The organism is Pseudomonas sp. TREG-RG-20F-10-E-6-01, assembly GCF_022662455.1.
Lineage (GTDB): Bacteria > Pseudomonadota > Gammaproteobacteria > Pseudomonadales > Pseudomonadaceae > Aquipseudomonas.
The window spans coordinates 362225-385690 of record NZ_JAKNQP010000004.1 but is presented as its reverse complement, the minus strand read 5'-3'; the positions used below and the strand labels follow the sequence as shown (position 1 = coordinate 385690).

Genomic DNA, 23466 nt, shown 5'->3' with positions numbered 1-23466 from the left:
ATGAACATTGCCAACTGGTTGCACGACACCCAGCGCCGCGACCCGCAGCGACCGGCATTGTTCGAAGGCACGCGGCAAGTGGCCGACTACGCCACCTTTGCTGCGCATGTTCGCCAGCGCGCCGCGCACTTGGTGGACCAGCACGGCGTGGTCGCCGGTGACGCGGTCGCCGTGCTGATGAAGAACAGCTGCGACTACCTGGAAGTGCTCTACGCCATCTGGTGGCTGGGCGCAGTGGCTGTGCCGATCAACGCCAAATTGCACCCGGCTGAGGCGGCGTGGATCGCCGATAACGCCCAGGCGCGCCTGATCTTTACCGACGGCGGCCGGGTATTTTCGGCGTCGCGCGACTTGCCTCAGCACTGCAAGGAACTGGACGGCCACACGCTGCCGCCGACGCGTGGCTGGCCGACCCTGGCGCAGCCGGAGCCCCGCCAGGACCAGGATCTTGCCTGGCTGTTTTACACCTCCTGCACCACCGGGCGCTCCAAGGGCGTGATGCTGTCCCACGGCAACCTGATGGCGATGTCGTTGTGTTACCCCACAGACGTGGATCCGGTCAGCGCCGATGACGCCGTGCTGTATGCCGCGCCAATGTCCCATGGCGCCGGGCTCTACAACTTCATTCATGTGCGCTGCGGCGCGCGGCATGTGGTGCCGGCTTCCCACGGTTTCGACGCCGCCGAGCTGTTTGGCCTGGCGGCCGAGCTGGGCAACGTTTCACTGTTTGCGGCGCCGACCATGGTCAAGCGCATGGTCGAACAGGCGCGGCGCCAGGATTATCGCGGCGAAGGCATCAAAACCATCGTTTACGGTGGCGGCCCGATGTACCTGGCCGATCTGTGTGAGGCCGTCGACACCTTCGGCCCGCGGCTGGTGCAAATCTACGGCCAGGGCGAGAGCCCGATGACCATCAGCGTGCTGCCTCGCGCGCTGATCGCCGACCGCCAACGCGCAGACTGGGCCACGCTGGCCGCCTCCGTCGGCCATGCGCAATCGTGCGTTGAAATCCGCATTCTCGACGCACAGCACCAGCCGGTGCCGACGGGCGAGCGCGGCGAAATCGCCGTGCGCGGTGCCACGGTGATGCAAGGCTACTGGCGCAACCCCGAGGCATCGCGTCAGACCCTGGTCGAGGGCTGGCTGTTGACCGGTGACGTCGGCTTTCTCGACGCGGCGGGTTACCTCACCCTCACGGACCGTTCCAAGGACGTGATCATCAGCGGCGGCAGCAACGTGTACCCGCGTGAAGTCGAGGAGGTGCTGGCGCAACATCCCGAGGTGTTCGAGGTGTGCGTCGTGGGAGAGCCGGATGCGCAATGGGGCGAATCGGTGGTGGCGTTTGTGGTGACGCGCAGCGGGCAACCGCTCGATGAAGCCGAGCTGACGGCCTGGTTTTTACAGCGCATGGCCTCGTTCAAGAAACCCAGGAAGTACCTGTTTCCCGGCGAATTGCCAAAGAACAGTTACGGCAAAATCCTCAAGACCGACTTGCGGCAGTGGCTGAAAGCAGCGAGTATCGCCGCGCTTCCCTAGACCCGTTTTTCATGGACAGAACATCAGACAAGGAGTCCCTTTGATGGGCAATCAAGCGCAAGACATGGTCCGCAAGCGGCGCCGTGCGTTTCTCGGTGCCACTTCCGGTCACTTGATCGAGTGGTACGACTACGGCGTCTACGGCTTTCTCGCCGTGTACATCGGCCAGGCATTTTTCGTCTCCGATGACCCCACCACCAGCCTGTTGGCCAGCTTCGCGGCGTTTGCCCTGAGCTTTTTCATCCGGCCCCTGGGCGGGCTGTTCTTCGGTCCGCTGGCGGACAAGATCGGCCGCCGCAAAACCCTGATCATGGCGCTGGTGATGATGACCGGTTCCACCGTCATGCTCGGCCTATTGCCCACTTATGCAACGCTTGGCATTGCTGCGCCGATGCTGCTGATTCTGGTGCGCTGCGTGCAGGGTTTCTCGGCGGGCGGCGAGATCGGCACAGTGACCAGCTTTATCTCCGAATACGCCGGCCCCGGCCGACGCGGTTTTGCCACGTGCTGGCTGATGGTCACCGCCGTGCTCGGCCTGCTGCTGGGCGGCGCTGTGGCCAATGGCATGACCTGGGTCCTGGGCGCCGAGGTGATGCAGGAATGGGCCTGGCGCGTGCCGTTCCTGATCGCCGCACCGTTGGGTTTTATCTCCATGTACATCCGCCTCAAGCTGGAAGACAGCCCGGAATTTCTCGCCTTGCAGCGCGCCGGGCAGACTTCCCGTGCACCGCTGCGCGAAGTCTGGCAGTGGAAGCGCGCGATTGCCCTGGTGTTCTTCATCATCACCTTGCACAGCTCGATCTTTTACCTGGTGCTGACCTTCGCCTCGACCTACATGGCCAAGATCCTCAAGTTCGACAGCGGCACCACGCTACTCTATGTGTTCGTCGCGAGTTTCTCGGCCGCGTTCGTGATGCCGTTTGGCGGCGCGTTCACCGATAAATACGGACGTAAGCCGTTTCTGATGGTGATCGGCACCCTGGCCACGCTGGCGATGTTCTGGCTGTTCAAGTCGGCACCGACCGCCACTGCCGCGTCGTTCTTCGCGCCATTGATGGCGGTGGCGATCCTGTTCGGGCTGTATGCCTCCTCGACCTATGCGCTGATGAGCGAGCTGCTGCCCACGCGCATCCGCTCCACCGGGATTGCCGTGGCGTACAACGTGCCGGTCGCGGTGTTTGGCGGCAGCGCGCCGCTGATCTCCACCTGGCTGATCAAGGTGACGGGCGACATCACTTCACCCTGGTATTTCTACGTGGCAACCGGTGTGGTGTCGTTGATCGCACTGGTGGTGCTGCGCAAGGAAGATTTCGTCGCCAGTGTCAGCCCGATGGTGGCGCCGGCGGGGGCCGTGTTGGCCCCGGCCGCCTGATCAACAGCGTTACCCCGAAAAGCCTGACTGAATGGCTGCAGGAAGCCGGCTATCGCGTCAACCAGACCAAACAGAACGGCATCGTGCAATTGCTCAGCGCGAGCCAGGGTACCGGCTTTGCCGTGCGCTTCGGCAACCCGGCGCCTGACACTCAGCGCTGCAGCACGCCACGAAACGTTGCACTCAACGCGCGCAACGTTTCGCGCGAGCGCGCATCACTGATCCGGCTATACAGCAGCACTTCACTGACGGGTAATGCGGGCAGGCGGTATTGCTCACTCACGTCCACCGCCCCGGCCGGGGCCACGCGGTGGGCGAGGGCGGCGACCCCCAATCCGGCACTCACTGCCGCGCCTACCGCCATTACGCCACCGCCGACAAACACTTCGGTCCAGTCGATACGCGCGGCCTCCAATGCCCTCACCGCCAGGTGCCGAACGCCACAGGGCGCGGCCATGGTCGCCATGCGCAGCGGTGTACCGGGGCTGTGTTGCCAGTGTGGCGCCGCGAACCAGCCAAAGCGTTCCACGGCCAGCACTTCGCCGTCCTGGCGATCGCCTTCGTTGCGCACGATCACCGCGTCCAGTTCATTGCGATCAAACGCGGCCACCAGGTCGCGGGACGAGGCGATGCGCACCTCGAGAATCACCAGCGGGTCGTAGGCCGCGAGTCGGCTGAGCCAGGTGGGCAAGTCCGGCCCGGCCACGTGGTCGCTGATACCAATCACTAAACGCCGAGGCGCGTGGGCGCCCGGGTCAGCCAGTGCGCGCTCATGGGCATTGAGCAGGGCACGCGCGGCCACGATGAAGCGCTCGCCCTGGGGCGACAGCTGCACATGGCGAGGCGTGCGTACCAACAGGCGATAACCGAGGCGTTCTTCCAGGCGCTTGAGCTTCAGGCTGATGGCCGCCTGGGACGTGTCGAGCGCCTCGGCGGCGCGGGTGAAGCTGGCGAAATCAGCCACCAGCACAAAGGCGTGCACGGTGTCGATGTCGAGGGGTTTGAGCGCGTCAGTCATATCCAATCCTTATCGCACTTATATTCGGCCATATCTTGTTGAAATCATCGCCAGTGCGCAAGCTCTTTCCACATCTTGCACAGGAGTTTTGCCATGTTTGCCAAACAGTATTCACACCGCCTGCCTGCCGACTACGACATGGACGTGATACGCCGGCGCGCCGCGCAATTGGGACCATTGTGGGATGACACGCAAGGGCTGCTGTTCAAGGCGTTTATCGCGCAGACGCGTGGGCAGGCGCCGGGCAATGTGTATGCGTCGGTGTACCTGTGGGCCGACCCGTTGCAGGCCGCCGACTTTCTACTCGGCGAGCGTTTTCAGAAAGTGCTCGACAGCTTTGGCCGTCCGCACATCGAAAGCTGGTTGCCGCTGGATGTGCAGCGTGGGCCCGCGCAGCACGCGTTGAGCCTGTACCGAGAGGAGTGGCCGCTGGTGCCGGGGGCGGATCGGGCGGGGATCGTCGCCGAGGAAAAACGGCGCAATCAGCAGTTGGCTGACAGCGGTGACACGTTTGCGGTATGCCTGGCGCTGGATGTGCAGGCGTGGCGGCTGGTGCGCATCACCTTGTCAAGCAAGGCGCTGGATGCGGCGCATCCCGGAACGGGCTATGAGGTGTTGTACCTGGCCCGCCCCGGGGTTCAGTTCAAGGGTTGAAACGCGCTGTTGGCTGGCTGAGCTTGCGCTCGGCCACCGCGCCAAACACCAGGCCGAGAGTGGTCCACAGCACCACCTGGATACCCAGCGACGCTACGCGGAATTTCCACAGCAGCACGGCCGAAAACGCCTCCGGCACTTCGTTGATCACCGGGAACAGGCTGCCGGCCACCGACACAATCACGATGTACAACGCCACACCCAGGATCGCCCCAGCCCAGACGCCACGGCGGGCAATCAGCTTGCGCGCGGCGTTGATCGCAATCACCGCGGCCGCCACTGACACCAGCAGCATCAGGAAGAACAGCTTGGTGCGCTGCGCGATGGTTTCGGGGTCGCCCACCGAGGGCGGGTTAGCCGGGTACTTGAGCCCTGGCACCAGGGTAATTGCCACAAATGCCGCCAGTGCCAGCAGCGCCGCCAGGCCACGCGGGCCGACCTTGCCGATGCGCCCCAGAGCGTAAGCGAACACCAGGGCGAAGAGGCCGCCCAGTGACACGCTGTACACCACCACGCCGGTGAACAGGCCGAAGGTGCTTTGCACTTCGCGGCTCACCAGTGCCTCTTCCGGCGCATCGCCGTGCATCTGTGCCATGTGGTCTTCAAAGGCGATGGCCTTGTCGATCTGCGGTTCACCAAAGGTCTTGGCGAAGCCGAAAGCCAGCACGCCGGCGAGCAAGCCCACCAGCATCCCGCGCAGGAGTAAATGCCCTGTCATGTCGTGTCTCGCTTATCGATTAATGGCAGGGGAAACCCAGCAGGTGGCGGCCGTCGTGCACAAACTCATGCACATACATGCCTTTGAACACCGCGGTGGCGCCTTGCTCGGCGCCGACAAAATAGAGCGCCAGCAGCAACAACAGGCCACCGAAGATCGCCCAAGGCAGAATGTCGCCCAAGGGCAGGGTGGGTAAATGCACATCAGGATTCGTTGCAGCAGTGTTAGCCATAAAAACCTCCAGGGATGACGCGTCCCGAAATGGATTGCGATTGGGCTGAAACAGGGTCTGGCTTACGGCTAAAAGGCCGAATACAGTGGCGCGACCGCGCCGGATTTGAACCGGCTTCCTCTTTCATGTTCGTTGTAACATGTTGAAACAACTTTGCCAGTCTACGCCGACTGCGCGTCGAAACAGAGTGAATTGTGATGCAGGCCACCCGGTTGACCTTGATATGCCATGCCGTAACGCCGTTGCAAAAACAGGGGCGGTTTCCCAATGACGAATCGGTAGCGATGCAGTGGCAACCCGCGGCCTTGTCCCTGGCGGGTCGCTTCAGGAAAAGCCCGCGACTGGTGTGTGGGCCCGAGGCCAGAACCCGGCAAACCGCCGGCTTGTTCGGCGATAACGCGCAGGTCGAAGACGCGTTGCGCGACGGTGATTTCGGCGCCTGGAAAGGCCAGGCCATCGCCCAGCTCGACAGCCATGCATTGAGTGACTGGCTGACCAACAGCGCCAGCGCGCCTCACGGCGGTGAGTCGGTGGAGCAGATTTGCGTACGCGTCGCTGACTGGATGAAAAGTCTCGAAACCCAACCCGGGCATGTAGTGGCTATCACCCACCCGTTTGTGATTCGCGCCGCGATGCTGTACGTGTTGCAGTTCCCTGTCTCGATGTTCTACCTGATTGATGTCGAGCCGCTGTCCGCCACCGAACTGCGCTTTAACAAGGTGTGGCGCCTGCGTCTGGAAACTCACGCCTGAGCGCGTGAACATGGCAAAATCCACGCCCCGCAATGAGAGCAACCCATGAAACGCATCCTGATCATCGGCATTGGCGCCGGCAACCCTGACTACATCACGATGCAGGCCGTCAAAGCGCTGAACCGCACCGACGTGTTTTTCCTGATGGACAAGGGCCAGAGCAAAGACAAGCTGATCGACCTGCGCCGCGAGATCTGCGAAACCTACATCACCGAGCCTGGCTACCGTTTCGTCGAGGCCGACTGCCCCGAGCGCGTGCGCGGCGATATCGACTACACCACCGCCGTGCAGGACCTGAATCGCGACAAGCAGCAGACCTTCGAGCACATGATCAATGAGCAGATGGCTGACGGTGAAGTGGGCGCGTTCCTGGCCTGGGGCGACCCTGCGCTGTACGACAGCACCATCCGCATTCTGCAAGCGATCCTGGCCAGTGGCCGCAGCGTATTCGAGTTCGAAGTGATCCCCGGCATCACCAGCGTGCAAGCCCTGGCCGCCCAGCACAAGGTGCCGCTGAACCGCATCGGTCGCTCCATCGAGATCACCACCGGGCGCCGGTTGGCGGCGGGGCAGGCGAGTGATGCGGACACCTTGGTGGTCATGCTCGACGCCGAAGATTCCTACCGCAGCGTGGCCGATCAGGACATGGACATCTACTGGGGCGCCTACCTGGGCACGCCGGACGAAATCCTCATCAGCGGCAAAGTCAGCGAAGTGGCTGAGCAAATCCAACAGGTGCGCAAGGCGGCGCGTCTGGAAAATGGCTGGATCATGGACACTTACTTGTTGCGCAAACCCTGAGGTCACTTTCCCATGCTCAAACTGTTTGCCCTGGCACTGACCCTGATGGCCAGCGCCGCCCACGCCGACTCCACGCTTCACACCGATTTGCCCCTGTCTTATCTGGAACAGACCCAGAGCGATGCGCGCAATCAGCCGTTGGTGATTTTCCTGCACGGTTTTGGCAGCAACGAGGAAGACCTGTTTGGCATCAAGGACGCGCTGCCGTCCACCTGGACCTACCTGTCGGCACGTGCGCCGATGCCCGTGGACCCACAGGGTTATCGCTGGTTTACCAAGACGCCGGGTGACGGGGATTACAATGGCGAAACCGCCGACCTGCAACGCAGCGCCGCGCTGATCGAAGACTTTGTGGGCAAGGCCACTGCCAAATACCACACGCAAAGCGATCGGGTGTTTCTGGTGGGGTTCAGCCAGGGCGCGATCATGTCGTACGAGGTGGGCTTGCGAAAGCCCGCGTTGGTACGCGGCATCGCGGCCTTGAGTGGCAGTGTATTGCCGGTGCTCAAGGCTGAGCTCAAACCCAGCGAATCATTGGGCAAATTGGCGATCTTTATCGGCCACGGCACTCTCGACCAGGCACTGCCGTATGCCTCGGCGACCCGGGCCAACGAGGTACTGGTGGGCCTTGGGTTGACGCCGGAGTTTCACGGGTATCCGGGCATGCCGCATACCGTCAGTGAGACCGAAGTGCAGGACCTTAAGGCCTGGCTGGAGAAAAGCCTGAAGTGAACCGGCGGGTGAGGGTTGCTGCGATGGTTATTTTTCGTTTGGTAGCGTTGAGTGCCTGTCCGTTGCTGCACTAGTGGCTTTTCTGTGGGAGTTGGCTTGCCCGCGATGCGGGTGCCTCGGTACATCAGCCATACCCAGTGGATGCCATCGCAGGCAAGCCAGCTCCCACCTTTGACCGAGTACACACGACACCCATCTATCTAATGCACAGAGATCCAACTGTGGGAGCGGGCTTGCTCGCGAAGGCGGTGGTTCAGTCAGCTCATGTGTCACTGACCCGCCGCTTTCGCGAGCAAGCCCGCTCCCACAATTTCACCGAGTTCAACTGCCACCACCGCACCGCTTTGCTTTTATGTGGGAGCTGGCTTGCCTGCGATGCAGGCACCTCGGTCCGTCAGGTACACCGGGTTGATGCCATCGCAGACAGGCCAGCCCACATTTGACCGAGTACAAACGACACCCATCTATCTAATGCACAGAGATCCAACTGTGGGAGCGGGCTTGCCCGCGAATGCGGTGGTTCAGTCAGCTCATGTGTCACTGACCCACCGCCTTCGCGAGCAAGCCCGCTCCCACAATTTGACCGAGTTCAGCCGCCAGCACCGCACCGCTTTGCTTTTCTGTGGGAGCTGGCTTGCCTGCGATACAGGCACCTCGGTGTATCAGGCATAACCAGTCGATGCTATCGCAGGCAAGCCAGCTCCCACATTTGATTGAGTTCAGGTTCCAGAATCAGGTCGGCTGTCAGGCCGCCTCGCTTCCGCTTTTGATCTAACCACTCAGGTCGGCTACTAGGCCGCCGTGCTGTAGATCTTGATCTTGATCTTAGGCGCCCCGTTAAACCACGCTGGCCGAACGCAGGTAGTACGGAGCGGGTAAACCGGCAGGACGCCGGTTTACCCGCGACGGGGCAGGGACGGCCCGTCGCGGCGGCCCGCGGAGTAATGCCTGCGTGAGGGCACACCGAGCCTAGGCGAGGTGCCGAGTGGTGGGGCAAGAGCGTTTTGGTTACTTTTGCGCTTTTCAAAAGTGACCCGCTGTAAGAGCGGAACCGCTATCAGCCATCACCCCCACAACGGATATGTACCCGGTCCCCAGCACCCCCATCAACTCTCCATCACCCGCAAAACCAGACTACTTACCCCCAGTAATCTGCTTCACCAACTCCGCATGCCCCTTCACATCATCCGCCCGCGAAATCGCCTGAATCACCAGCAAGTGATTGCCCGAGCCACCCAGGAATGTCGAGTTCAAAGTCTTGCCGCCACCCTGGGTGGCCGTGCTGTCGACCTGACGCAGGCCAAGACCTTTGAAGGTCAGTTTCTTTTCGTTCTGCTTCTTGAAATCAGGCAGGGCAGCGCTCTGGTCCTTGACGAAATCAGCCACGGCGCCATCCAGAAACTGCGGGTCATTGTCTTTAATTGTGGCCCCGTCGTTGCGCACCGTTTCAGCCACGATCACCACACTTTTCGTGGTCGAGTTGGCGTACAGCGTGCCTTGGGTGTCGGCGGTCCCGTCCTCAACCTTGCCGGTCGGCAGCGTGTCGGCGACGTAAGCCTTGGGCAAGTTGAAGGTGAACTTGCCACCCAGCGTCGAGATGGTTTGTGTAGCAGTTGGCTTGGTTGCTGCGAACACGCCGCCGGCGGTAAGCGCCAGGGCCAGCAGCACGGCGGTCTTGGTGAAAGTGGCCATGAAGCGCTCCAGTGGATGAACGAAATTGCGGCGTATTCTGTCAGAAAACTCGCCAGATCGTTCATCCCTGTCCTCACACTTTGTCGGACTCTTCCTCAAGCCGGTCCATCTCAAACAGCCGCGCCAGTTCCGTACGCGCTTCCTGGGCGGTTTGCATGACCTTGGCGGCATCGTCATATACCGCGTGCTGCGCAGCGAGCACCTGCAGGTCGTGATTTTTGAAACGGGTGATGCGCGCATCGGCCTGGGCCTGGCTCAACCCGAGACCCACCAGGGTGCGTCGGCTCATTTCCAGGCTGGAGTAAAACGTCTCGCGCACCGGTGACGCGTCCAGGTCGACCAGGCGGTGGACGTGTTGGCGGTTACGTGCACGGGCGATGATTTTCATGTGCGGGTAGAGGTTGCGCACCAGTTCGGCGGTCTTGATGTTGATCTCCGGGTCGTCCATGGCAATCACGAAGAACTCGGCCTGATCGACCTTGGCCGCGTGCAGGATTTCCGAGCGCTGCGGGTCGCCGTAGAACACCGGCATACCGCCGAAACTGCGGGTCAGTTCGATGGTTTCCACCGAGGTGTCGAGTGCGATAAACGAGATGTTTTGCGCACGCAGAATCCGCGCTACGATCTGGCCCATACGGCCCATGCCGGCAATCACCACACGCGGCGCATCGCTTTCGATGGCGCGGTATTCCTCTGGCACTTCCACCGGTTTGACCTTGGGCTTGAACAGCTTTGGGCACACCAACAGCAGCAGCGGCGTCACGGCCATGGACAGCGTGATGGTCAGCACCAGCACATCGTAGAGGTGCGGTTCGAACAGGCCCTGGTCGCGCCCGATCTTAAACACCACAAAGGCAAACTCACCGCCGGCGGCCAGCACCACGCCCAGGCGCAGCGCGCTCTCGCGATTGAGGTCGCCGACCATCCGGCCCACCGCATACAGCAGCGGCAGCTTCAAGCCGATCAACAGCAGCGTCAGGCCGATCACCACCAGCGGCGAACTGAGCAGCAGGCTGAGGTTGGCGCCCATGCCCACACTGATGAAAAACAGGCCGAGCAACAGGCCTTTGAACGGTTCGATCTGCGCTTCGAGTTCGTGGCGGTATTCGGAGTCCGCCAGCAGCAGCCCGGCGAGGAAGGCGCCGAGGGCCATCGACACGCCCACCAGCTCCATCAACCAGGCCGTGCCGATCACCACCAGCAGCGCGGTGGCGGTGGACACTTCGCGCAGGCCGGTCTTGGCGACAATGCGAAACACCGGACGCAGCAGGTAGCGTCCACCGATGATCACCACGGCGATGCTGCCGAGTATCTGCAACACGTGTTGCAAGCCCTGGGCTTCGGTGGTGGGGTGATCACTGCCAGCCAGCAGCGGCACCATCGCGATCAGTGGGATCGCGGCGATGTCCTGGAACAACAGAATCGCAAACGCCAGGCGCCCGTGCGGCTGATTCAGCTCTTTGCGTTCGGCCAGGCTTTGCAGCCCAAACGCGGTGGAGGACAGCGCCAGGCCCAGGCCCAGCACAATCGCACTGTTCCAGGCTTGGCCAAATAGCCACAACGCCACCACCGCCATCACCAGCCCGGTCAGCAACACTTGGGCCAGGCCAACGCCGAACACCGCCTTGCGCATCACCCATAAACGCTTGGGCGACAGCTCCAGACCGATGATGAACAGCAGCAACACCACGCCCAATTCAGAGAACTGCGCCACGCTTTGCGGGTTGCCGATCAGGCCCAGCACAGAGGGGCCGATGATCACCCCCGCGAACAGATAACCCAGCACTGCGCCCAGTTGCAGACGCTTGGCCAACGGCACGGTCAGCACGGCGGCGAGCAGGAACACCACGGCTGCTTGTAAAAGGTTGCCTTCATGGGGCATTGCGAACTCCAGGATCTTTAAAGCCAATCAACAGGGCGCCATTAGAGCGCTTTTTTACATTTTGAAACTTGTATTTTTGACGCGACCGGCAATGGATGTTGGCTGTTGTCCCGTTCTTACCGGTCGCTTACGAAAGTATTAATACCATTTAATTCAATGACTTTTCTGTAGGGCTACTACCGTTTCGACAAACTGAATCAGTTGTCACCACGGTCAGGTATTTCGAATTCGATGCGTGTAGGTCAATAGCGTTGGGCTTCTGCGCATTCATGGATGAAGGCTTGGACCACGAAGGAGTTGGACGTGGACAGAAGACTTGCTGCTGTACGCTCTTTGTGGCGAGCGGGCTTGCCCCGCGCTGGGTTGCGCAGCAGCCCCAAAGCCAGCCGCTGCGGTACGCCTGACACACCGCATTTTCCTTGATGGGGCTGCTTCGCAACCCAACGCGGGGCAAGCCCGCTCGCCACGAGGGGGCCTATCTGGAAATAAGCGCCTGTTCCGCCAGCATCTGCAACAAATGCCGCTGCACGAGCTGCGCAAGGTTCCCGGATATCAGCATCGCCTTGGGGGCTTGCGGTAAAGCCCGACTGCCAAGCCGGCAATAATCACAGCGATCGCGATCAGGTTGGGCAGGGATACGTGCTCGTCCAGCATCAGCACTGAACTGGCAATTCCAAATACCGGAATCAACAGCGACAGCGGCGCCACGGTCGATACGGGGTAGGCCTTGAGCAGGGAGTTCCAACCCCAGTAGGCAAAGTGTGTCGCCAGGTAAACCTGAAACAGGATCGACAACACGACGGTCAGGTCAAGGCGCTCGGGCAGGTGAGCGAAGGCGGCGTTGCCGTGCAGCCACCACGCCATGAGGAACAGTGGGATCGGCGGAAACAGGCTGGCCCATACCATGAACGAAAAGATTTCCTTCACCCCTGATGCCTTGATGATGACGTTGCCGATACTCCATGCTAGGGCACTGAACACAATGAACAAAACCCCGAGTACCGCGTGCTCGCCGGTCTGGCTGGCGATGATTCCCGCCAGGCCAATCAACGCGAGAAAAGCGCCGACCCACTGTGCAGCACGGATTTTTTCCTTGAACAGCAGGTGGCCCCAGCCGAGCGTGAAAAACACGCTGAGTTGAATGATCAGCGAGGCGATCCCCGGGCTGACGCCGATGTGGATGCCGTAGTTGATCACGCCCCACATGCCCAGCCCGAAGATCACGCCGTAAGCGGCCACGTAGCGGAATGGGACGACGGGCCGCTTGATAATGAACACCAGCGGCAGGGCGGCCAGGGCAAAGCGGATGCCGGTGAGGGCAAAGGGGTCGATTGAGCGCAGGCCCAGTTTGGTAATGGGAAAATTCAGCCCCCAGACCAAGGTAACCAACAGGGCAAGCGCCAGGTGTTTCTTCTGCATGGACGTTCCTTTGAACAGATTTCTTCAAAGGCGTGAATGCTAGGGCGCAGGGCGATGGCCCGCTTGCTTTGTCAGGTCATCCTTTGACAATATCGGGCCATGCTGCCGACCTTTGATGACAACGACCCCGAAGCGCTGGTCACCCTGCGTGAATACCCCTCTGGCACCGTGTTCACGCGGCATACACACCCGCGTGGGCAATTTGCCTATGCCTCCACCGGTGCGTTGAGGATGTTCACCGACCTCGGCAATTGGGTGGTGCCGCCGCAGCGGGCGATCTGGGTGCCGGGCGGCGTGCCCCATGAAATGCACATGCGCGGCGATGTGGTGATGCTCAATACCTACCTTGATGACCAGGCTGCCGAACGGGCAGGGCTGCGGGATCGTTGTCAGGTATTCGAGGTGTCGCCGTTGCTCAGGCATCTGTTGGAAGCGGCACTGGCTATCGCGCCGTCGGCGGCGACCACGGTCCGTCAGCACTGCGTATTGACGCTGCTGATCGATGAAATAAGCGCCATGCCCGAAGTGCCCCTCAGCGCGCCGTTGCCTGCCGAGCCACGTCTGGCCCAGGCTTGCCAGCGTTTTCTGCAGGCTCCTGCGCAGACCATCTCCCTCGATCAGATGGCCCATTGGTCGAACATGAGCCGACGCACCTTCACCCGCCATTTTCACGAAGGCACCGGCATGACGTTTGTGGCCTGGCGTCAGCAGGTCTGCCTGCTTGAAGCCACTGCGCGGCTCAGTCATGGCGCCTCCATTACCGAGGTGGCGTTGGGGTTGGGTTTCAGCAGTTCCAGCGCCTTTACCTCGGTGTTCCGCCGAAACCTGGGAGAGGCGCCCGCGCGCTACCTGGCCAAATCCAGGGCGGCGTCAGCGTTCTGAAAACGGCACACGTCGGTCAGGATTCACCTTCCCCAGCGTCATGCTTTGTTACTATCGCCGTCCATCGTCACCAGGAGTCACCGGCCCATGCAACACCAGTGGGATGAAATGCACCGCACCCGCAAGCCCACGTTTGTACTGTGCGGCGAGCCTCAGGGGGATGTGCTCAATCTCTACGTTCACGGTTATTCGGCCTTCTTCAACCGCCAGCAACTGGGCAATTTCAAGCAGCAGCTGGCGAGCATCGAAGGCTCGACCAACCTGATGCTGTTCTGGCCGGCGGGGCATTTTCTCGAAAACCTGTTTGCGCCCTTCAAGGATGTGATCACCTCGATGCTCGGCGGTGGCGGCCTGGGCGCAGCGACGGTGGGCGTGGGCAAGGCGATTGCCTATTTCCTCGACCATTACAAAAGTGTCGAGGCGCGCGTCGATGAAGTGGCCAAGACCCTGTTGCCTGAACTGGCCAGTTACCTGCACGCCGAGTCGCTGGAGGTACGGCGCATCAACCTGATCGGGCATTCGCTGGGCGCGCGCATCCTGGTCAAGAGCGTGCTGGCCAGCCCCGAGGTGGCTCGTGAACTGCCGCTGAACAACTTGTTGCTGATGGGCGGGGCGATCTGTACGTCGAGCCCGTGGGATGAAGTGTCGGCGCCGCTCAAGGGCCGGGTGATCAATTGCCACTCCAGCAAGGACTGGGCGCTGGCCATGAAACCGGACACCGAACGTTGCATTGGCCGTTATGCAATTGAGGTCACGCCCGCGCTCAAGGCCAAGGTCACCAATGTGCACCTGGCGACGTTCGACCATGCCGCCTACTGGCCGCAGCTGAAAACGGTGGTGCAATACACCGACCTGTTGCAGGAACGGCGCGGCATGATCCGCGCCGATCAGCGCAGCACTGAAGTGCGCTTTGCCGAAGAGGACGCAGAACTGTTCCCCGCGTTGGTGCAGGCGCGGCCGGACGAGTTGAAGTTCCTTGCCGAGTTGATGGCGCAAAAGCGCAGTGCGTCAATCGATGCCAGTGTGCGCGAACCGCTGAAACTGGCCATCGAGTTGCAACGCATGGGCGGTGACAGCTTTATGAACGTTGCCCGTGGCCACGGCGTGAGTTACCGCCAGATCGCCGAAGATGTGGCGCAGCGGTTGGGGATCAGGTTCGATGAACCGGTTGAAACCGTGGCACTGGCGGACATTGAGGCGCTGGTTGCTGAGAGGTTGATCGAGCAATACAAGGACAAACTCAGCCGTGCCGACCGCCAAGCCTTCGACGCCGAACTCAAGGCCGCCGCGCAAAAAGAGCAGGGCGTGTTCAACCGTATCGATATCAGCCGCTCGGCCACCACCGCCTTGAGTGGCACGGCGTTGGCGGGGTTTACCGGTTTTATTGTGCGCCGTGGCGCCGCCTCAGCGATTCCGGTGGTGGGCCAGGCATTGGCGGCGGCGATGTTGCTCGTCACGGGTGTGCGAGCGTTCTCCGGCCCGGCGTACTCGATTACCACCTTGTCGGTGTTGATGATCGGCATGATTCGCCAGCGTATGGAACGCGAAGCGCTGAACCAGGAGCTGGACCTGGTGGTGCAAGTGGTCGACACCTTCGACCTGCCCCGGGAGACGGTGATGCGCACGGTCGTGTCGGACTGATAAGCTGCGGCTCTGACTTGTATGTTTGCCTGGGATACCGCGTGAAATTCAGCCTGCCGAAAATCGCTACCGCCCCATTCTGCCCGCCGGAAGTGGCCGGCTCCGTCATCGTTGACCCCAAGGCTTCGTTTTTCAAACGGGCGCTGATGTTCGCCGGCCCCGGCTTGTTGATCTCCATTGGCTACATGGACCCCGGCAACTGGGCCACGGCCATCGAGGCCGGTTCACGCTACGGCTACAGCCTGTTATTCGTGGTGCTGTTGGCCAGCCTGGCCGGCATGGCGGTGCAGTGCCTGTGTTCGCGGTTGGGCATCGCCACCGGCAAAGACCTGGCGCAACTGTGCCGTGAGCGCTACAGCAAACGTTCGGCACGCACCCAGTGGCTGCTGGCGGAAATCTCGATCATCGCCACCGACCTTGCCGAAGTGCTTGGCTGCGCCCTGGCGTTTCACTTGCTGCTGGGTGTGTCGCTGACCACCGGTATTGTCATCACCGCCTTCGACACACTGTTGATCCTTGCCCTGCAAAACCGGGGCTTCCGGCGCCTCGAGGCGATCATGCTGGCGCTGGTTGCAACCATCGGCGTGTGCTTCTTCATCGAGCTGGTGCTGATCAAACCCTACTGGCCCGACGTACTGAGCGGTTTTACTCCGTCACTGTCGGCCATCAGCGATGCGGCGCCGTTGTACCTGGCCATCGGCATACTCGGCGCCACGGTCATGCCGCATAACCTCTACCTGCACACCTCGATTGTGCAAACCCGCCTGATCGGCAAAGACCTCGCCAGCAAACAGGACGCGGTGAAACTGGCACGCATCGACACCATCGGCTCCCTGGCCCTGGCCTTGCTGGTCAATGCGGCGATCCTGGTGCTGGCCGCCGCTGCGTTCTACAAGACTGGCCACACCGACGTGGTCGAGATTCAGGATGCTTACCACCTGCTCGACCCACTGGTGGGCGGGGCTTTTGCCAGTGTCCTGTTTGGTATCGCGTTGCTCGCCTCCGGGCAAAGTTCGACCTTCACCGGCACGATTGCCGGGCAGGTGATCATGGAGGGTTACCTCAACCTGCGCATTCCCTGCTGGCAGCGTCGCCTGATCACCCGAGGCCTGGCACTGATCCCGGCGTTTTTGGGGGTGTGGCTGATGGGCGACGATGCCATTGGCAAGTTGCTGATTCTGAGCCAGGTGGTCCTCAGCCTGCAGTTGCCGTTCGCGCTGTACCCACTGATCCGCATGACGGGTGACAAGCAATTGATGGGGCCGTTTGTGAACCGCCTGCCCACACGGCTGTTGGCGTGGTTTCTGTTTGCCGTGATCAGCGGGGCGAACGCGTGGTTGATTGGGCAGTGGTTGTTTTGAATCACCGGTCCCAATACGGCACCGCGCCAAAACACTCGACAAAATAATCAATCACCGTGCGCACCTTCAGCGACAGCCGGCGGCTGCCGGGCCATAACGCGGCAATCTGCTGCGGCTCAAGCGTCGTGGCCACGTCGTACTCGCTCAGCACCGCCTGCAAGGTGCCGGCGCGCAAGCCTTCGCCGATCAGCCAGGACGGAAACACCACCAGCCCCAGGCCTTGTTCGGCGGCGTGGGTGAGGGTGTCGGCGTGGTTGCCGGTGATCGGGCCTTTGACGCTGTAGGGCGTCCAGTCGCCCTGGTCGCGGCGGAAAAACCAGCGTTGCTGGCCGGTGATGCCTTTGTAGGCCAAGCACTGGTGGTTAACCAGTTCGTCGGGGTGGCGCGGTGTGCCATGCCGGGCCAGGTAGGCAGGGCTGGCGGCGATGCGAAAGCGTTGAGGCGCGAAGATGCGGGCCTGCATGCCGGAATCGTTGAGCACGCCGATACGAAACAGCAGGTCGGTGCCGTCTTGCAGTGGGTCGACGTAGGTGTCGGTTTGCTGGATATCCAGTTGCAACTTGGGATAGCGCCTGCACAGCTCGCCCAGCCACGGCGAAAGATGACGCTGGCCGAACACCATCGGCGCGTTGATGCGTACCAGGCCGCTGGGTTCGCTTTCCTGTTCCTGCAACGCCTGGCCGGCTGTTTCCAGTTGTTCCAGCATCAAGCGCGCATGGTGCCCGAGCAGGCGCCCGGCCTCGGTAGGGCTCACGGCGCGGGTGTGGCGGTACAACAACTGTTGGCCGAGTGCCTGCTCCATCAACTGGATCTGCCGAGAAATGGAGGAGGGCGCCAGGCTTTCACGGCGCGCGACTTCAGAAAAGCTGCCGTGATCCAGCACGGCGACAAACAGGCGCAACGCCTTGAAACTCAATTCATTCAAGCCCTGCATCATGGCCTCCAAGCTGTGCGTTATGCGCAAAGGTGTTATCCGTATGCTCCCATTTATCGCACAGCACGGCCACCGGATAATGCGCGCCATGTTTTTATAAAGCGCAGGTGATGTATGCAGGCACGTTCGATCGAAGGTGTGGCCCAGGCCACGCCGAAGAAAAACCTTTTACGGTTGCTGTTGTTGCCGTTGGTGATCCTGGCGGGCATAGGCCTGTCGGTGGAGGCTGGTTTGCTCGGGCCGCTGGGCGTACAGGTGGGCCACTTGTGGGCGACCTTGAGCATCTTCGGCGTGGGCACGGCGATCCTGTTTTTGCTGTTGCTTTTCAGCGGCCCGCAGACAGGCCCGGCGCTGACCGACCTGCCACGCTGGCAGTTGATCGGCGGCTTCCTGGGGCCGATGTACGTGGTGGTGCTGACGTTGGCCACGCCGCACATCGGTATCGCCATGACCATGATCGCGATCCTCTCGGGCCAGGTGGGCAAGAGTGTGTTGATCGACCATTTCGGCTGGTTTGGCACGGCGCGCAAGCGGGTCAACGGTGAGCGCTGGATTGCGTTGGCGCTGATTGTGGCGGCACTTGTTCTGATTGCACGAGGGTAAGGCGATGAATCTGATTCTGTTGTTGGTACTGGTGATTGCCGCCGGTGCGGTGCTGAGTGTGCAAGCGGCCATCAACGGCCGCCTGGGCCAGGCGGTGGGCGTATTGCGCAGCAGTCTGCTGACCTTTGCGGTGGGCGCAATCACCACGGCGCTGTTGATCTTCTTTTTTGAGCCGGCCCAGTCCGTCAGCCTGCTCGAGGTGCCTAAGTGGCAACTGACCGGCGCGCTGTTCGGTGTGGTGTACATGATGGTAATGGTCGGCGCGGTGCCCATCGTCGGCACGGCGGTGGCGACGGTGGCGGTGATCGTCGGGCAGTTGGGCATGGGCATGCTGATCGACAACTTCGGCTGGCTGGGTAACCCGGCGATTGAACTGTCGGGCAGCGGTATCGTGGCGATGCTTTGTCTGGCGCTGGCGCTGGTGTTCATGTACCGCAGCAATACCCGTCAAGCCGATTAATGGGCTGAACCTTGCTGCGTTGCCGGGAGTCATTGCTTAAGGTGTTGCGTTCGCAGCACTTGGACGACCATGAAAAGGAGTCTGACCATGCCAGATGAAACCTGTGCTTGCCCACACTGCAAATGTGTACTGGGCGCCGACGCGGTAATGAAGGACGGTAAAGGCTATTGCTGCCAAGGCTGTGCCGAGCACCATGCCCACGGTGAGCCGTGTATGGCGCCAACGGGCTGTGAGTGCGCCAAGTCGGCTCACGGCTAAGCGTGTCAGCGAGAGGCCGGTGTTACCGGCCTCTTTTTATTGGGGTTTGAGTTCGAACCTGACGCTGTGGTCGGCCATGCGCTGACGAGCTTTGACCACCGCACTGATCCGCCGCCCCTCCAGCGCAAACACCACGGTTTGCGCCGCGTGCAGATCCTCCGGCAGCGGCTGGAACACCCGCAACACGGTGCGTTCCGGTGTGCGCTGAACACTCACTTGGCACTCGGCATGCTTGGCCATCGGGCCGAATAATGTGTCCTGGGTGTAGTCGATGTGCGCCTTGCCATTCACCGGTTCTGATCCGTCCATTGTTAGAGCTCCCTACTCTCAAGGTCTAAGCAAGTGATCGTTGCGGGCAGCAAAAATTCACTCGGATTGTGGCGCGGCGGTCATTACCATGGCGGCTCACCCTTGATGATGTGTAGCCCATGGCCCTGGCCGCGCCCCCCGACCTCAGTGATCACGCCGTGCCCGTGCAACCCTTGGCGCGCACCTACCCGCGTGGGTTGTATGTAGAACCGCACAGCCACGACTGGGGCCAGTTGCTCTACGCCATGAGCGGCGTGATGTGGGTCGAAACGCCTCGCGAAGCGCTGGTTGTGCCGCCCCAGCGTGCGGTGTGGCTGCCGCCGGGCGTGGAGCATGGCATCCGCGTGGTCTCGGACCTGCAGATGCGCAATATCTACCTGCGCCCGGCCCTGGCGGCGACGCTGGACAGCCAGGTGCAGGTGATTGAAGTCGGCGGGCTGTTGCGCGAGCTGATCGTCACCTTGGTCGACCAGGGCGACAACGGCGATACGGCCTACTACGACGCCGTCGTCGGCCTGGCCCTGCTGGAATTGCAGCGGGCCCGTCGTTCGCAGATCCGCATCGCCATGCCGGTGGGCGCCGACCGTCGCTTGATCAACGCCTGCCAGGCGGTGATGGCGGCGCCGTCGCTGGAGATTCCGTTCGAGCAACACGCCGAGGCGGCCGGGGCCAGTGTGCGCACCCTGGCGCGGCTGTTCCAGAACCACCTGGGCATGGGCTTTGCCGAATGGCGCCGCCAGGTGCAACTGGCCACGGCGGTGGCGGAGCTGATCCAGGGCCAGTCGGTGAGTGGCATTGCGCGGTCTTTGGGCTATTCGCCGAGCAGCTTCAGCGACATGTTCCGGCGTGAACTCGGCGTGGCGCCGTCGCACTACGCAGGTTGAGGGGTTGGCCGAAATCCTGAAGCACTTGGCCGATGCTTCAGGCAGGCGCTCACTACACTGAGCGCATCAACCTACAAGGCGCCGCCCCCATGAACTACCTGATTTCCCTCGCCATCGGCCTGTTTGTCGGCGTGATCTACGGCGCCCTGGACTTCCGCTCACCCGCGCCGCCTGCCATTGCCCTGGTGGGCCTGATGGGCATGTTGCTCGGCGAGAAACTCTGGCCCATGGGGCGCGAGTGGGTCAGCGGTTGGTTGTCCTGATTTCCTTTTTCCCTTCGATGGATATTGGCCATGAAAGCACTGCAATTTTCCGCCACCGGCGACCTCGCCGCCCTGGGTTTCGTTGACGTCGCCAGGCCGGTGCCGGCCGCCGGTGAAGTACTGGTCCAGATCAAGGCTGCGGGCCTGAACCCCAGTGATGTTAAAAACGTGCTCGGCCGTTTTCCCTACACCACGGTGCCGCGGATTCCCGGCCGGGATTTTGCCGGGGTTGTGGTCGAGGGGCCGCAGGCACTGGTCGGTCAAGAGGTCTGGGGCACCGGGCGCGACCTCGGCTTTTTCGCCGATGGCTCCCACGCTCAATACCTCACCGTGTCGGCCAAGGGCGTGGCGCATAAGCCGAGCCACTTGAGTTTTGCCCAAGCCGCCAGCCTGGGTGTGCCGTACACCACCGCGTGGGATGCACTGGAGCGTAGCGGTGTCGCCAAAGGCTCGCGGTTGTTGGTGATTGGTGCCAATGGCGCCGTGGGCAGCGCGGCGTTGGCGTTGGCGAAGATCCGGGGGGCGCAGGTACTGGGGGCGGTGCGCAAGGCGGATCAGGTTGAGGTGCTGCAGGCTCAAGGGTTTGACGCGATTACGCTGGGCCAGCCGGAAGAGTTGGGCGCGCAGGTCAACGCCGTGTTCAAGGGCGGCGCGGATGTGATCTTCGACACCACCGGTTTCTGGTTGCCGGCGGCTGTCGCCGGTTTGGCCCCGTTCGGCCGTATCGCAATCATCGCCGCGCCGGTGGATGGGCATGTGCAACTGCCGGCCCTGGCGTTGTATCGCAAAGGCGGTTCGGTGGTGGGGATCAACTCATTGCTCTACAACTGCGAGCAGTGCGCGGTGATGCTGGAGCAGTTCGGACGCTTCTTTGATGAAGGGTCGTTGCCGCTGCCGACAGGCTTGCGCGAAGTGGCGTTGGCGGATGGCGTGCAGTGCTACGAAGAAGTGAACACGGGCAGTGCGGACAAGATCATCTTCCTGCCTTAATGCGCTGAAAAAAGGTGGGAGCTGGCTTGCCTGCGATGGCATCAACTGGTTATGGCTGATGTACCGAGTTGTCTGCATCGCAGGCAAGCCAGCTCCCACATTTGACCGAGTACACACATTTACCTGATGTGCTGAGCTCCAAATGTGGGAGCGGGCTTGCTCGCGAATGCGGTGGGCCAGTGACAAATAAGCTGACTGACGCACCGCCATCGCGGGCAAGCCCGCTCCCACAGTTTGATCTTCATCAGGCTTTGGGAACGGGTTTGACTCGGACGTTTCCCACAAGGGTTTCAGGTTGTCGCTCGGAAGGGCGCTGACTAACCTCACTGCCGTCGCTGACCATTCAGCGACCGGATTTGACCGTCCGACCTTGTTAACGAAACGCTACGCCCTGTACCTATCTCAGGCGTTTTTTTTATGCCTGAGGTATTGTGTCGCGGCAGTTGTGCGCGGGATACCTTTGGGTATGCCGGGTTCGTTGACAACCGGTCGGTCAACCCGCGTACAGCTGCCACCTTAACTCGCTTGACCGCGAGCGTTGGCAGCTCCACTTGTCGACGGAGTTCCACCATGATCAAAGACAGCCCAAATCCACCCGGCCAACCCGACTTCGATACCAGCACCCTGCACGAAGTGGCCTACCGCGCGATCAACCACTACCTCAACCCCGCAAAACCCATCCCCGACCCCACTGACGGGCTTTTCACCGTGCGCGCCGACCTGGGCACGGAAACCTTGCTGGTCAATGCTTCCCAGGATTTGGCGTCCATCAGCCAGATTGCCAACCATATGGCGTTTGAAATCGAAGGGTCGCAACGTAATGTCGCGCTGGGCATCTGCCGAATGCTGGAAGGGGTGCAACTGTTGGTGGATAAGGCGCTGAATGTGGCCCACCCGGCGAGTTAACGATCGCGAGCCTTAACGCAGTCAAAAATGTGGGAGCGGGCTTGCTCGCGAATGCGGTGGGTCAGTCACAGAAAGGTTGACTGGAACACCGCTTTCGCGAGCAAGCCCGCTCCCGCAGTTTGATTTGTATCAGGCTTCGGGGACGCCTTTTTCCCAGGCGGACCAGTTTTTCAGGATCGCTTGAACCAGCGGATTGCCGGTGCGATACAGGTTCTCCAACGCCGGCACGAACCCGCCTTGATCGGCGTATTTCAGCAAATTGTCCACTTCGCTGTAGCCAGGGTACGGCCGGTCGAAATCGGACCCGGCACGCACCACCGCCAGGCGCTGGATATCCACCAACCCTTCGCGACTGGCGCGCAGCAGGGCTTCATAGGTGGAGTTGTCTTCCTGCTGGGTGGTGCAGTACTCGCCTTTGTTGTCGGTGAGCAGCTTGGTCCAGACTTCGGCGCGCTCGCTCAGGCGGGTGCCGGAGAACCAGGTGTTGCCCGCCAGGGTGTCACACTGGGTGACTTGCGGCGGCTGGTTGGCCGGGGCGGCCGGGTAGTGTTTGCGCCAGGCGCTGGATTCCTTGCTTTCGCTCAGCTCAACTTTGTGCGACAGGGCAAATGCCTTGGCTTGCAGCTTGGGGTTGAGCTCGAACACTTCGGTCTTGTAGTCCAGCGGCGGTTTCTCGTTCGGGCCTTTGGTGTTGATGCCGATGTAACCGGTCGGCCAGTCTTTAGGCGCATCGCGCGAATCCAGCTCCCACTGGGTGCCGAACTCCACCAGGTAGTGCGCCCAGGCGGCGGTGCCGATGGTGCCGTGTTTGGGGCTGATGCCGGCAATCCCGGCGATCAGGAAATAGCTCTGGCGCAGGTCGAACTTGGGCGATAGCGCCAGGGCAAGGGTCGAGGCGGCGGCGTTGGTCTGGCCCATGCCAGTCACCAACAGGCACACGTCCTGGGTGTTGCAGCGGATCACCGGGTATTCGGCGGAGAGGCCGGGTACGCGTACTTCCTGCTTGAGTTCCAGGCGATCGATCCAGGTTTGCGCCTCGGGGGCGAACATGGTGATCAGCATCACTTTGGGCTTGATCGGCGCGGTGTCCGCGAGCACCACGTGGGGCAACACAGCCAGGCCGACGGCCAGCGAAAGACGGGTTAATGCGTTCATCTAATACTCCTT

The 23466-nt window shown here is 61.6% G+C and carries 24 protein-coding genes, 2 pseudogenes and 1 riboswitch; of the genes and pseudogenes, 17 read left to right on the top strand and 9 right to left on the bottom strand.

What is annotated here, in order from left to right:
- The 3 genes and pseudogenes from L8K08_RS15765 to L8K08_RS15755 all read left to right on the top strand — a co-directional run.
- Nucleotides 1–1536 carry an AMP-binding protein gene (locus tag L8K08_RS15765; protein ID WP_242198497.1) on the top strand — a complete coding sequence of 512 codons (1536 nt, stop codon included), beginning with the start codon at nt 1–3 and terminating at the stop codon, nt 1534–1536.
- 43 nt (nt 1537–1579) lie between these two features.
- Nucleotides 1580–2908: an MFS transporter gene (locus L8K08_RS15760; RefSeq protein ID WP_242198495.1), complete on the top strand. Its 1329-nt coding sequence runs from the start codon at nt 1580–1582 to the stop codon at nt 2906–2908.
- Nucleotides 2905–3051 (top strand): annotated as a pseudogene (locus L8K08_RS15755) (YbjN domain-containing protein); the annotation flags it as partial. The gene L8K08_RS15760 and the pseudogene L8K08_RS15755, both read left to right, overlap by 4 nt.
- 8 nt (nt 3052–3059) lie before the next feature.
- Here the strand turns inward: L8K08_RS15755 and L8K08_RS15750 are convergent.
- Nucleotides 3060–3926 carry a LysR family transcriptional regulator gene (locus L8K08_RS15750; RefSeq protein WP_242198493.1) on the bottom strand — a complete coding sequence of 289 codons (867 nt, stop codon included), beginning with the start codon at nt 3924–3926 and terminating at the stop codon, nt 3060–3062.
- Nucleotides 3927–4019: 93 nt separating this feature from the next.
- On the opposite strand from L8K08_RS15750, the gene L8K08_RS15745 reads away from it, so the two are divergent.
- Nucleotides 4020–4580, top strand: a complete 561-nt coding sequence (locus L8K08_RS15745) for a DUF4865 family protein (protein WP_242198491.1) — start codon at nt 4020–4022, stop codon at nt 4578–4580.
- Here L8K08_RS15745 and L8K08_RS15740 read toward each other — a convergent pair.
- Together L8K08_RS15740 and L8K08_RS15735 are read right to left on the bottom strand one after the other, a co-directional pair.
- Nucleotides 4570–5298 carry a CbtA family protein gene (locus L8K08_RS15740; protein ID WP_277933642.1) on the bottom strand — a complete coding sequence of 243 codons (729 nt, stop codon included), beginning with the start codon at nt 5296–5298 and terminating at the stop codon, nt 4570–4572. The genes L8K08_RS15745 and L8K08_RS15740 overlap by 11 nt on opposite strands.
- A gap of 19 nt (nt 5299–5317) precedes the next feature.
- The gene (locus L8K08_RS15735; RefSeq protein ID WP_145164912.1) at nt 5318–5530 is read right to left on the bottom strand and encodes a CbtB-domain containing protein; all 213 of its coding nucleotides are present in this window, start codon (nt 5528–5530) and stop codon (nt 5318–5320) included.
- A gap of 34 nt (nt 5531–5564) precedes the next feature.
- Nucleotides 5565–5689, bottom strand: a riboswitch (cobalamin riboswitch).
- A gap of 38 nt (nt 5690–5727) precedes the next feature.
- Between L8K08_RS15735 and L8K08_RS15730 the strand changes: the two genes are divergently transcribed.
- The 3 genes from L8K08_RS15730 to L8K08_RS15720 are packed head-to-tail and all read left to right on the top strand — an operon-like array spanning nt 5728 to nt 7815.
- A complete protein-coding gene (locus tag L8K08_RS15730) occupies nt 5728–6282 on the top strand; it encodes a histidine phosphatase family protein (RefSeq protein WP_242198638.1) in 555 nt (184 codons plus the stop codon).
- A gap of 45 nt (nt 6283–6327) precedes the next feature.
- Nucleotides 6328–7083 carry a precorrin-6A synthase (deacetylating) gene (gene cobF, locus L8K08_RS15725; protein ID WP_242198489.1) on the top strand — a complete coding sequence of 252 codons (756 nt, stop codon included), beginning with the start codon at nt 6328–6330 and terminating at the stop codon, nt 7081–7083.
- Nucleotides 7084–7095: 12 nt separating this feature from the next.
- Nucleotides 7096–7815, top strand: a complete 720-nt coding sequence (locus tag L8K08_RS15720; RefSeq protein ID WP_242198486.1) for an alpha/beta fold hydrolase — start codon at nt 7096–7098, stop codon at nt 7813–7815.
- A 1134-nt stretch (nt 7816–8949) separates the two neighbouring features.
- On the opposite strand, the gene L8K08_RS15715 is transcribed toward L8K08_RS15720, so the two are convergent.
- The 3 genes from L8K08_RS15715 to L8K08_RS15705 form a co-directional block, all read right to left on the bottom strand.
- Nucleotides 8950–9507 (bottom strand): hypothetical protein, encoded by a 558-nt coding sequence (locus L8K08_RS15715; RefSeq protein WP_124417768.1) that lies wholly within the window; start codon nt 9505–9507, stop codon nt 8950–8952.
- Between the two features lie 73 nt (nt 9508–9580).
- On the bottom strand, nt 9581–11389 hold the full coding sequence (locus L8K08_RS15710) for a monovalent cation:proton antiporter-2 (CPA2) family protein (RefSeq protein WP_242198482.1): 1809 nt from the start codon (nt 11387–11389) through the stop codon (nt 9581–9583).
- 552 nt (nt 11390–11941) lie between these two features.
- Nucleotides 11942–12808: an EamA family transporter gene (locus L8K08_RS15705; protein ID WP_242198479.1), complete on the bottom strand. Its 867-nt coding sequence runs from the start codon at nt 12806–12808 to the stop codon at nt 11942–11944.
- Nucleotides 12809–12907: 99 nt separating this feature from the next.
- On the opposite strand from L8K08_RS15705, the gene L8K08_RS15700 reads away from it, so the two are divergent.
- From L8K08_RS15700 to L8K08_RS15690, 3 genes are all read left to right on the top strand, one after another.
- Nucleotides 12908–13690, top strand: a complete 783-nt coding sequence (locus L8K08_RS15700; RefSeq protein ID WP_242198476.1) for a helix-turn-helix transcriptional regulator — start codon at nt 12908–12910, stop codon at nt 13688–13690.
- 87 nt (nt 13691–13777) lie between these two features.
- Nucleotides 13778–15331 carry a DUF726 domain-containing protein gene (locus L8K08_RS15695; protein ID WP_242198474.1) on the top strand — a complete coding sequence of 518 codons (1554 nt, stop codon included), beginning with the start codon at nt 13778–13780 and terminating at the stop codon, nt 15329–15331.
- 41 nt (nt 15332–15372) lie between these two features.
- Entirely contained in the window at nt 15373–16692 is a 1320-nt protein-coding gene (locus L8K08_RS15690; RefSeq protein WP_242198472.1) for an Nramp family divalent metal transporter, read from the top strand.
- A gap of 1 nt (nt 16693) precedes the next feature.
- On the opposite strand, the gene L8K08_RS15685 is transcribed toward L8K08_RS15690, so the two are convergent.
- Nucleotides 16694–17626 (bottom strand): LysR family transcriptional regulator, encoded by a 933-nt coding sequence (locus L8K08_RS15685; protein WP_242198470.1) that lies wholly within the window; start codon nt 17624–17626, stop codon nt 16694–16696.
- Nucleotides 17627–17740: 114 nt separating this feature from the next.
- Here L8K08_RS15685 and L8K08_RS15680 point away from each other — a divergent pair, with 114 nt between their 5' ends.
- From L8K08_RS15680 to L8K08_RS15670, 3 genes are all read left to right on the top strand, one after another.
- The gene (locus L8K08_RS15680) at nt 17741–18229 is read left to right on the top strand and encodes a DMT family transporter (protein WP_242198467.1); all 489 of its coding nucleotides are present in this window, start codon (nt 17741–17743) and stop codon (nt 18227–18229) included.
- Nucleotides 18230–18233: 4 nt separating this feature from the next.
- The gene (locus L8K08_RS15675) at nt 18234–18689 is read left to right on the top strand and encodes a DMT family transporter (protein ID WP_242198464.1); all 456 of its coding nucleotides are present in this window, start codon (nt 18234–18236) and stop codon (nt 18687–18689) included.
- An 87-nt stretch (nt 18690–18776) separates the two neighbouring features.
- Complete coding sequence (locus tag L8K08_RS15670) at nt 18777–18947, top strand: metallothionein (RefSeq protein WP_145166092.1); 171 nt, start codon at nt 18777–18779, stop codon at nt 18945–18947.
- A gap of 36 nt (nt 18948–18983) precedes the next feature.
- Here the strand turns inward: L8K08_RS15670 and L8K08_RS15665 are convergent, their stop codons facing one another.
- Complete coding sequence (locus L8K08_RS15665; RefSeq protein WP_242198461.1) at nt 18984–19256, bottom strand: hypothetical protein; 273 nt, start codon at nt 19254–19256, stop codon at nt 18984–18986.
- Between the two features lie 119 nt (nt 19257–19375).
- Between L8K08_RS15665 and L8K08_RS15660 the strand changes: the two are divergent.
- The 4 genes and pseudogenes from L8K08_RS15660 to L8K08_RS15645 all read left to right on the top strand — a co-directional run bounded on the left by L8K08_RS15660 (nt 19376) and on the right by L8K08_RS15645 (nt 22299).
- Nucleotides 19376–20160 (top strand): annotated as a pseudogene (locus tag L8K08_RS15660) (helix-turn-helix transcriptional regulator).
- 69 nt (nt 20161–20229) lie between these two features.
- The gene (locus tag L8K08_RS15655; RefSeq protein ID WP_145166095.1) at nt 20230–20403 is read left to right on the top strand and encodes a DUF1427 family protein; all 174 of its coding nucleotides are present in this window, start codon (nt 20230–20232) and stop codon (nt 20401–20403) included.
- Between the two features lie 30 nt (nt 20404–20433).
- Nucleotides 20434–21393: a zinc-binding alcohol dehydrogenase family protein gene (locus tag L8K08_RS15650; RefSeq protein WP_242198458.1), complete on the top strand. Its 960-nt coding sequence runs from the start codon at nt 20434–20436 to the stop codon at nt 21391–21393.
- 570 nt (nt 21394–21963) lie between these two features.
- A complete protein-coding gene (locus L8K08_RS15645; protein WP_242198455.1) occupies nt 21964–22299 on the top strand; it encodes a DUF6124 family protein in 336 nt (111 codons plus the stop codon).
- 129 nt (nt 22300–22428) lie between these two features.
- On the opposite strand, the gene L8K08_RS15640 is transcribed toward L8K08_RS15645, so the two are convergent.
- Nucleotides 22429–23454, bottom strand: a complete 1026-nt coding sequence (locus tag L8K08_RS15640; protein WP_242198453.1) for a purine nucleoside permease — start codon at nt 23452–23454, stop codon at nt 22429–22431.
- Between the last annotated feature and the right edge of the window lie 12 nt (nt 23455–23466).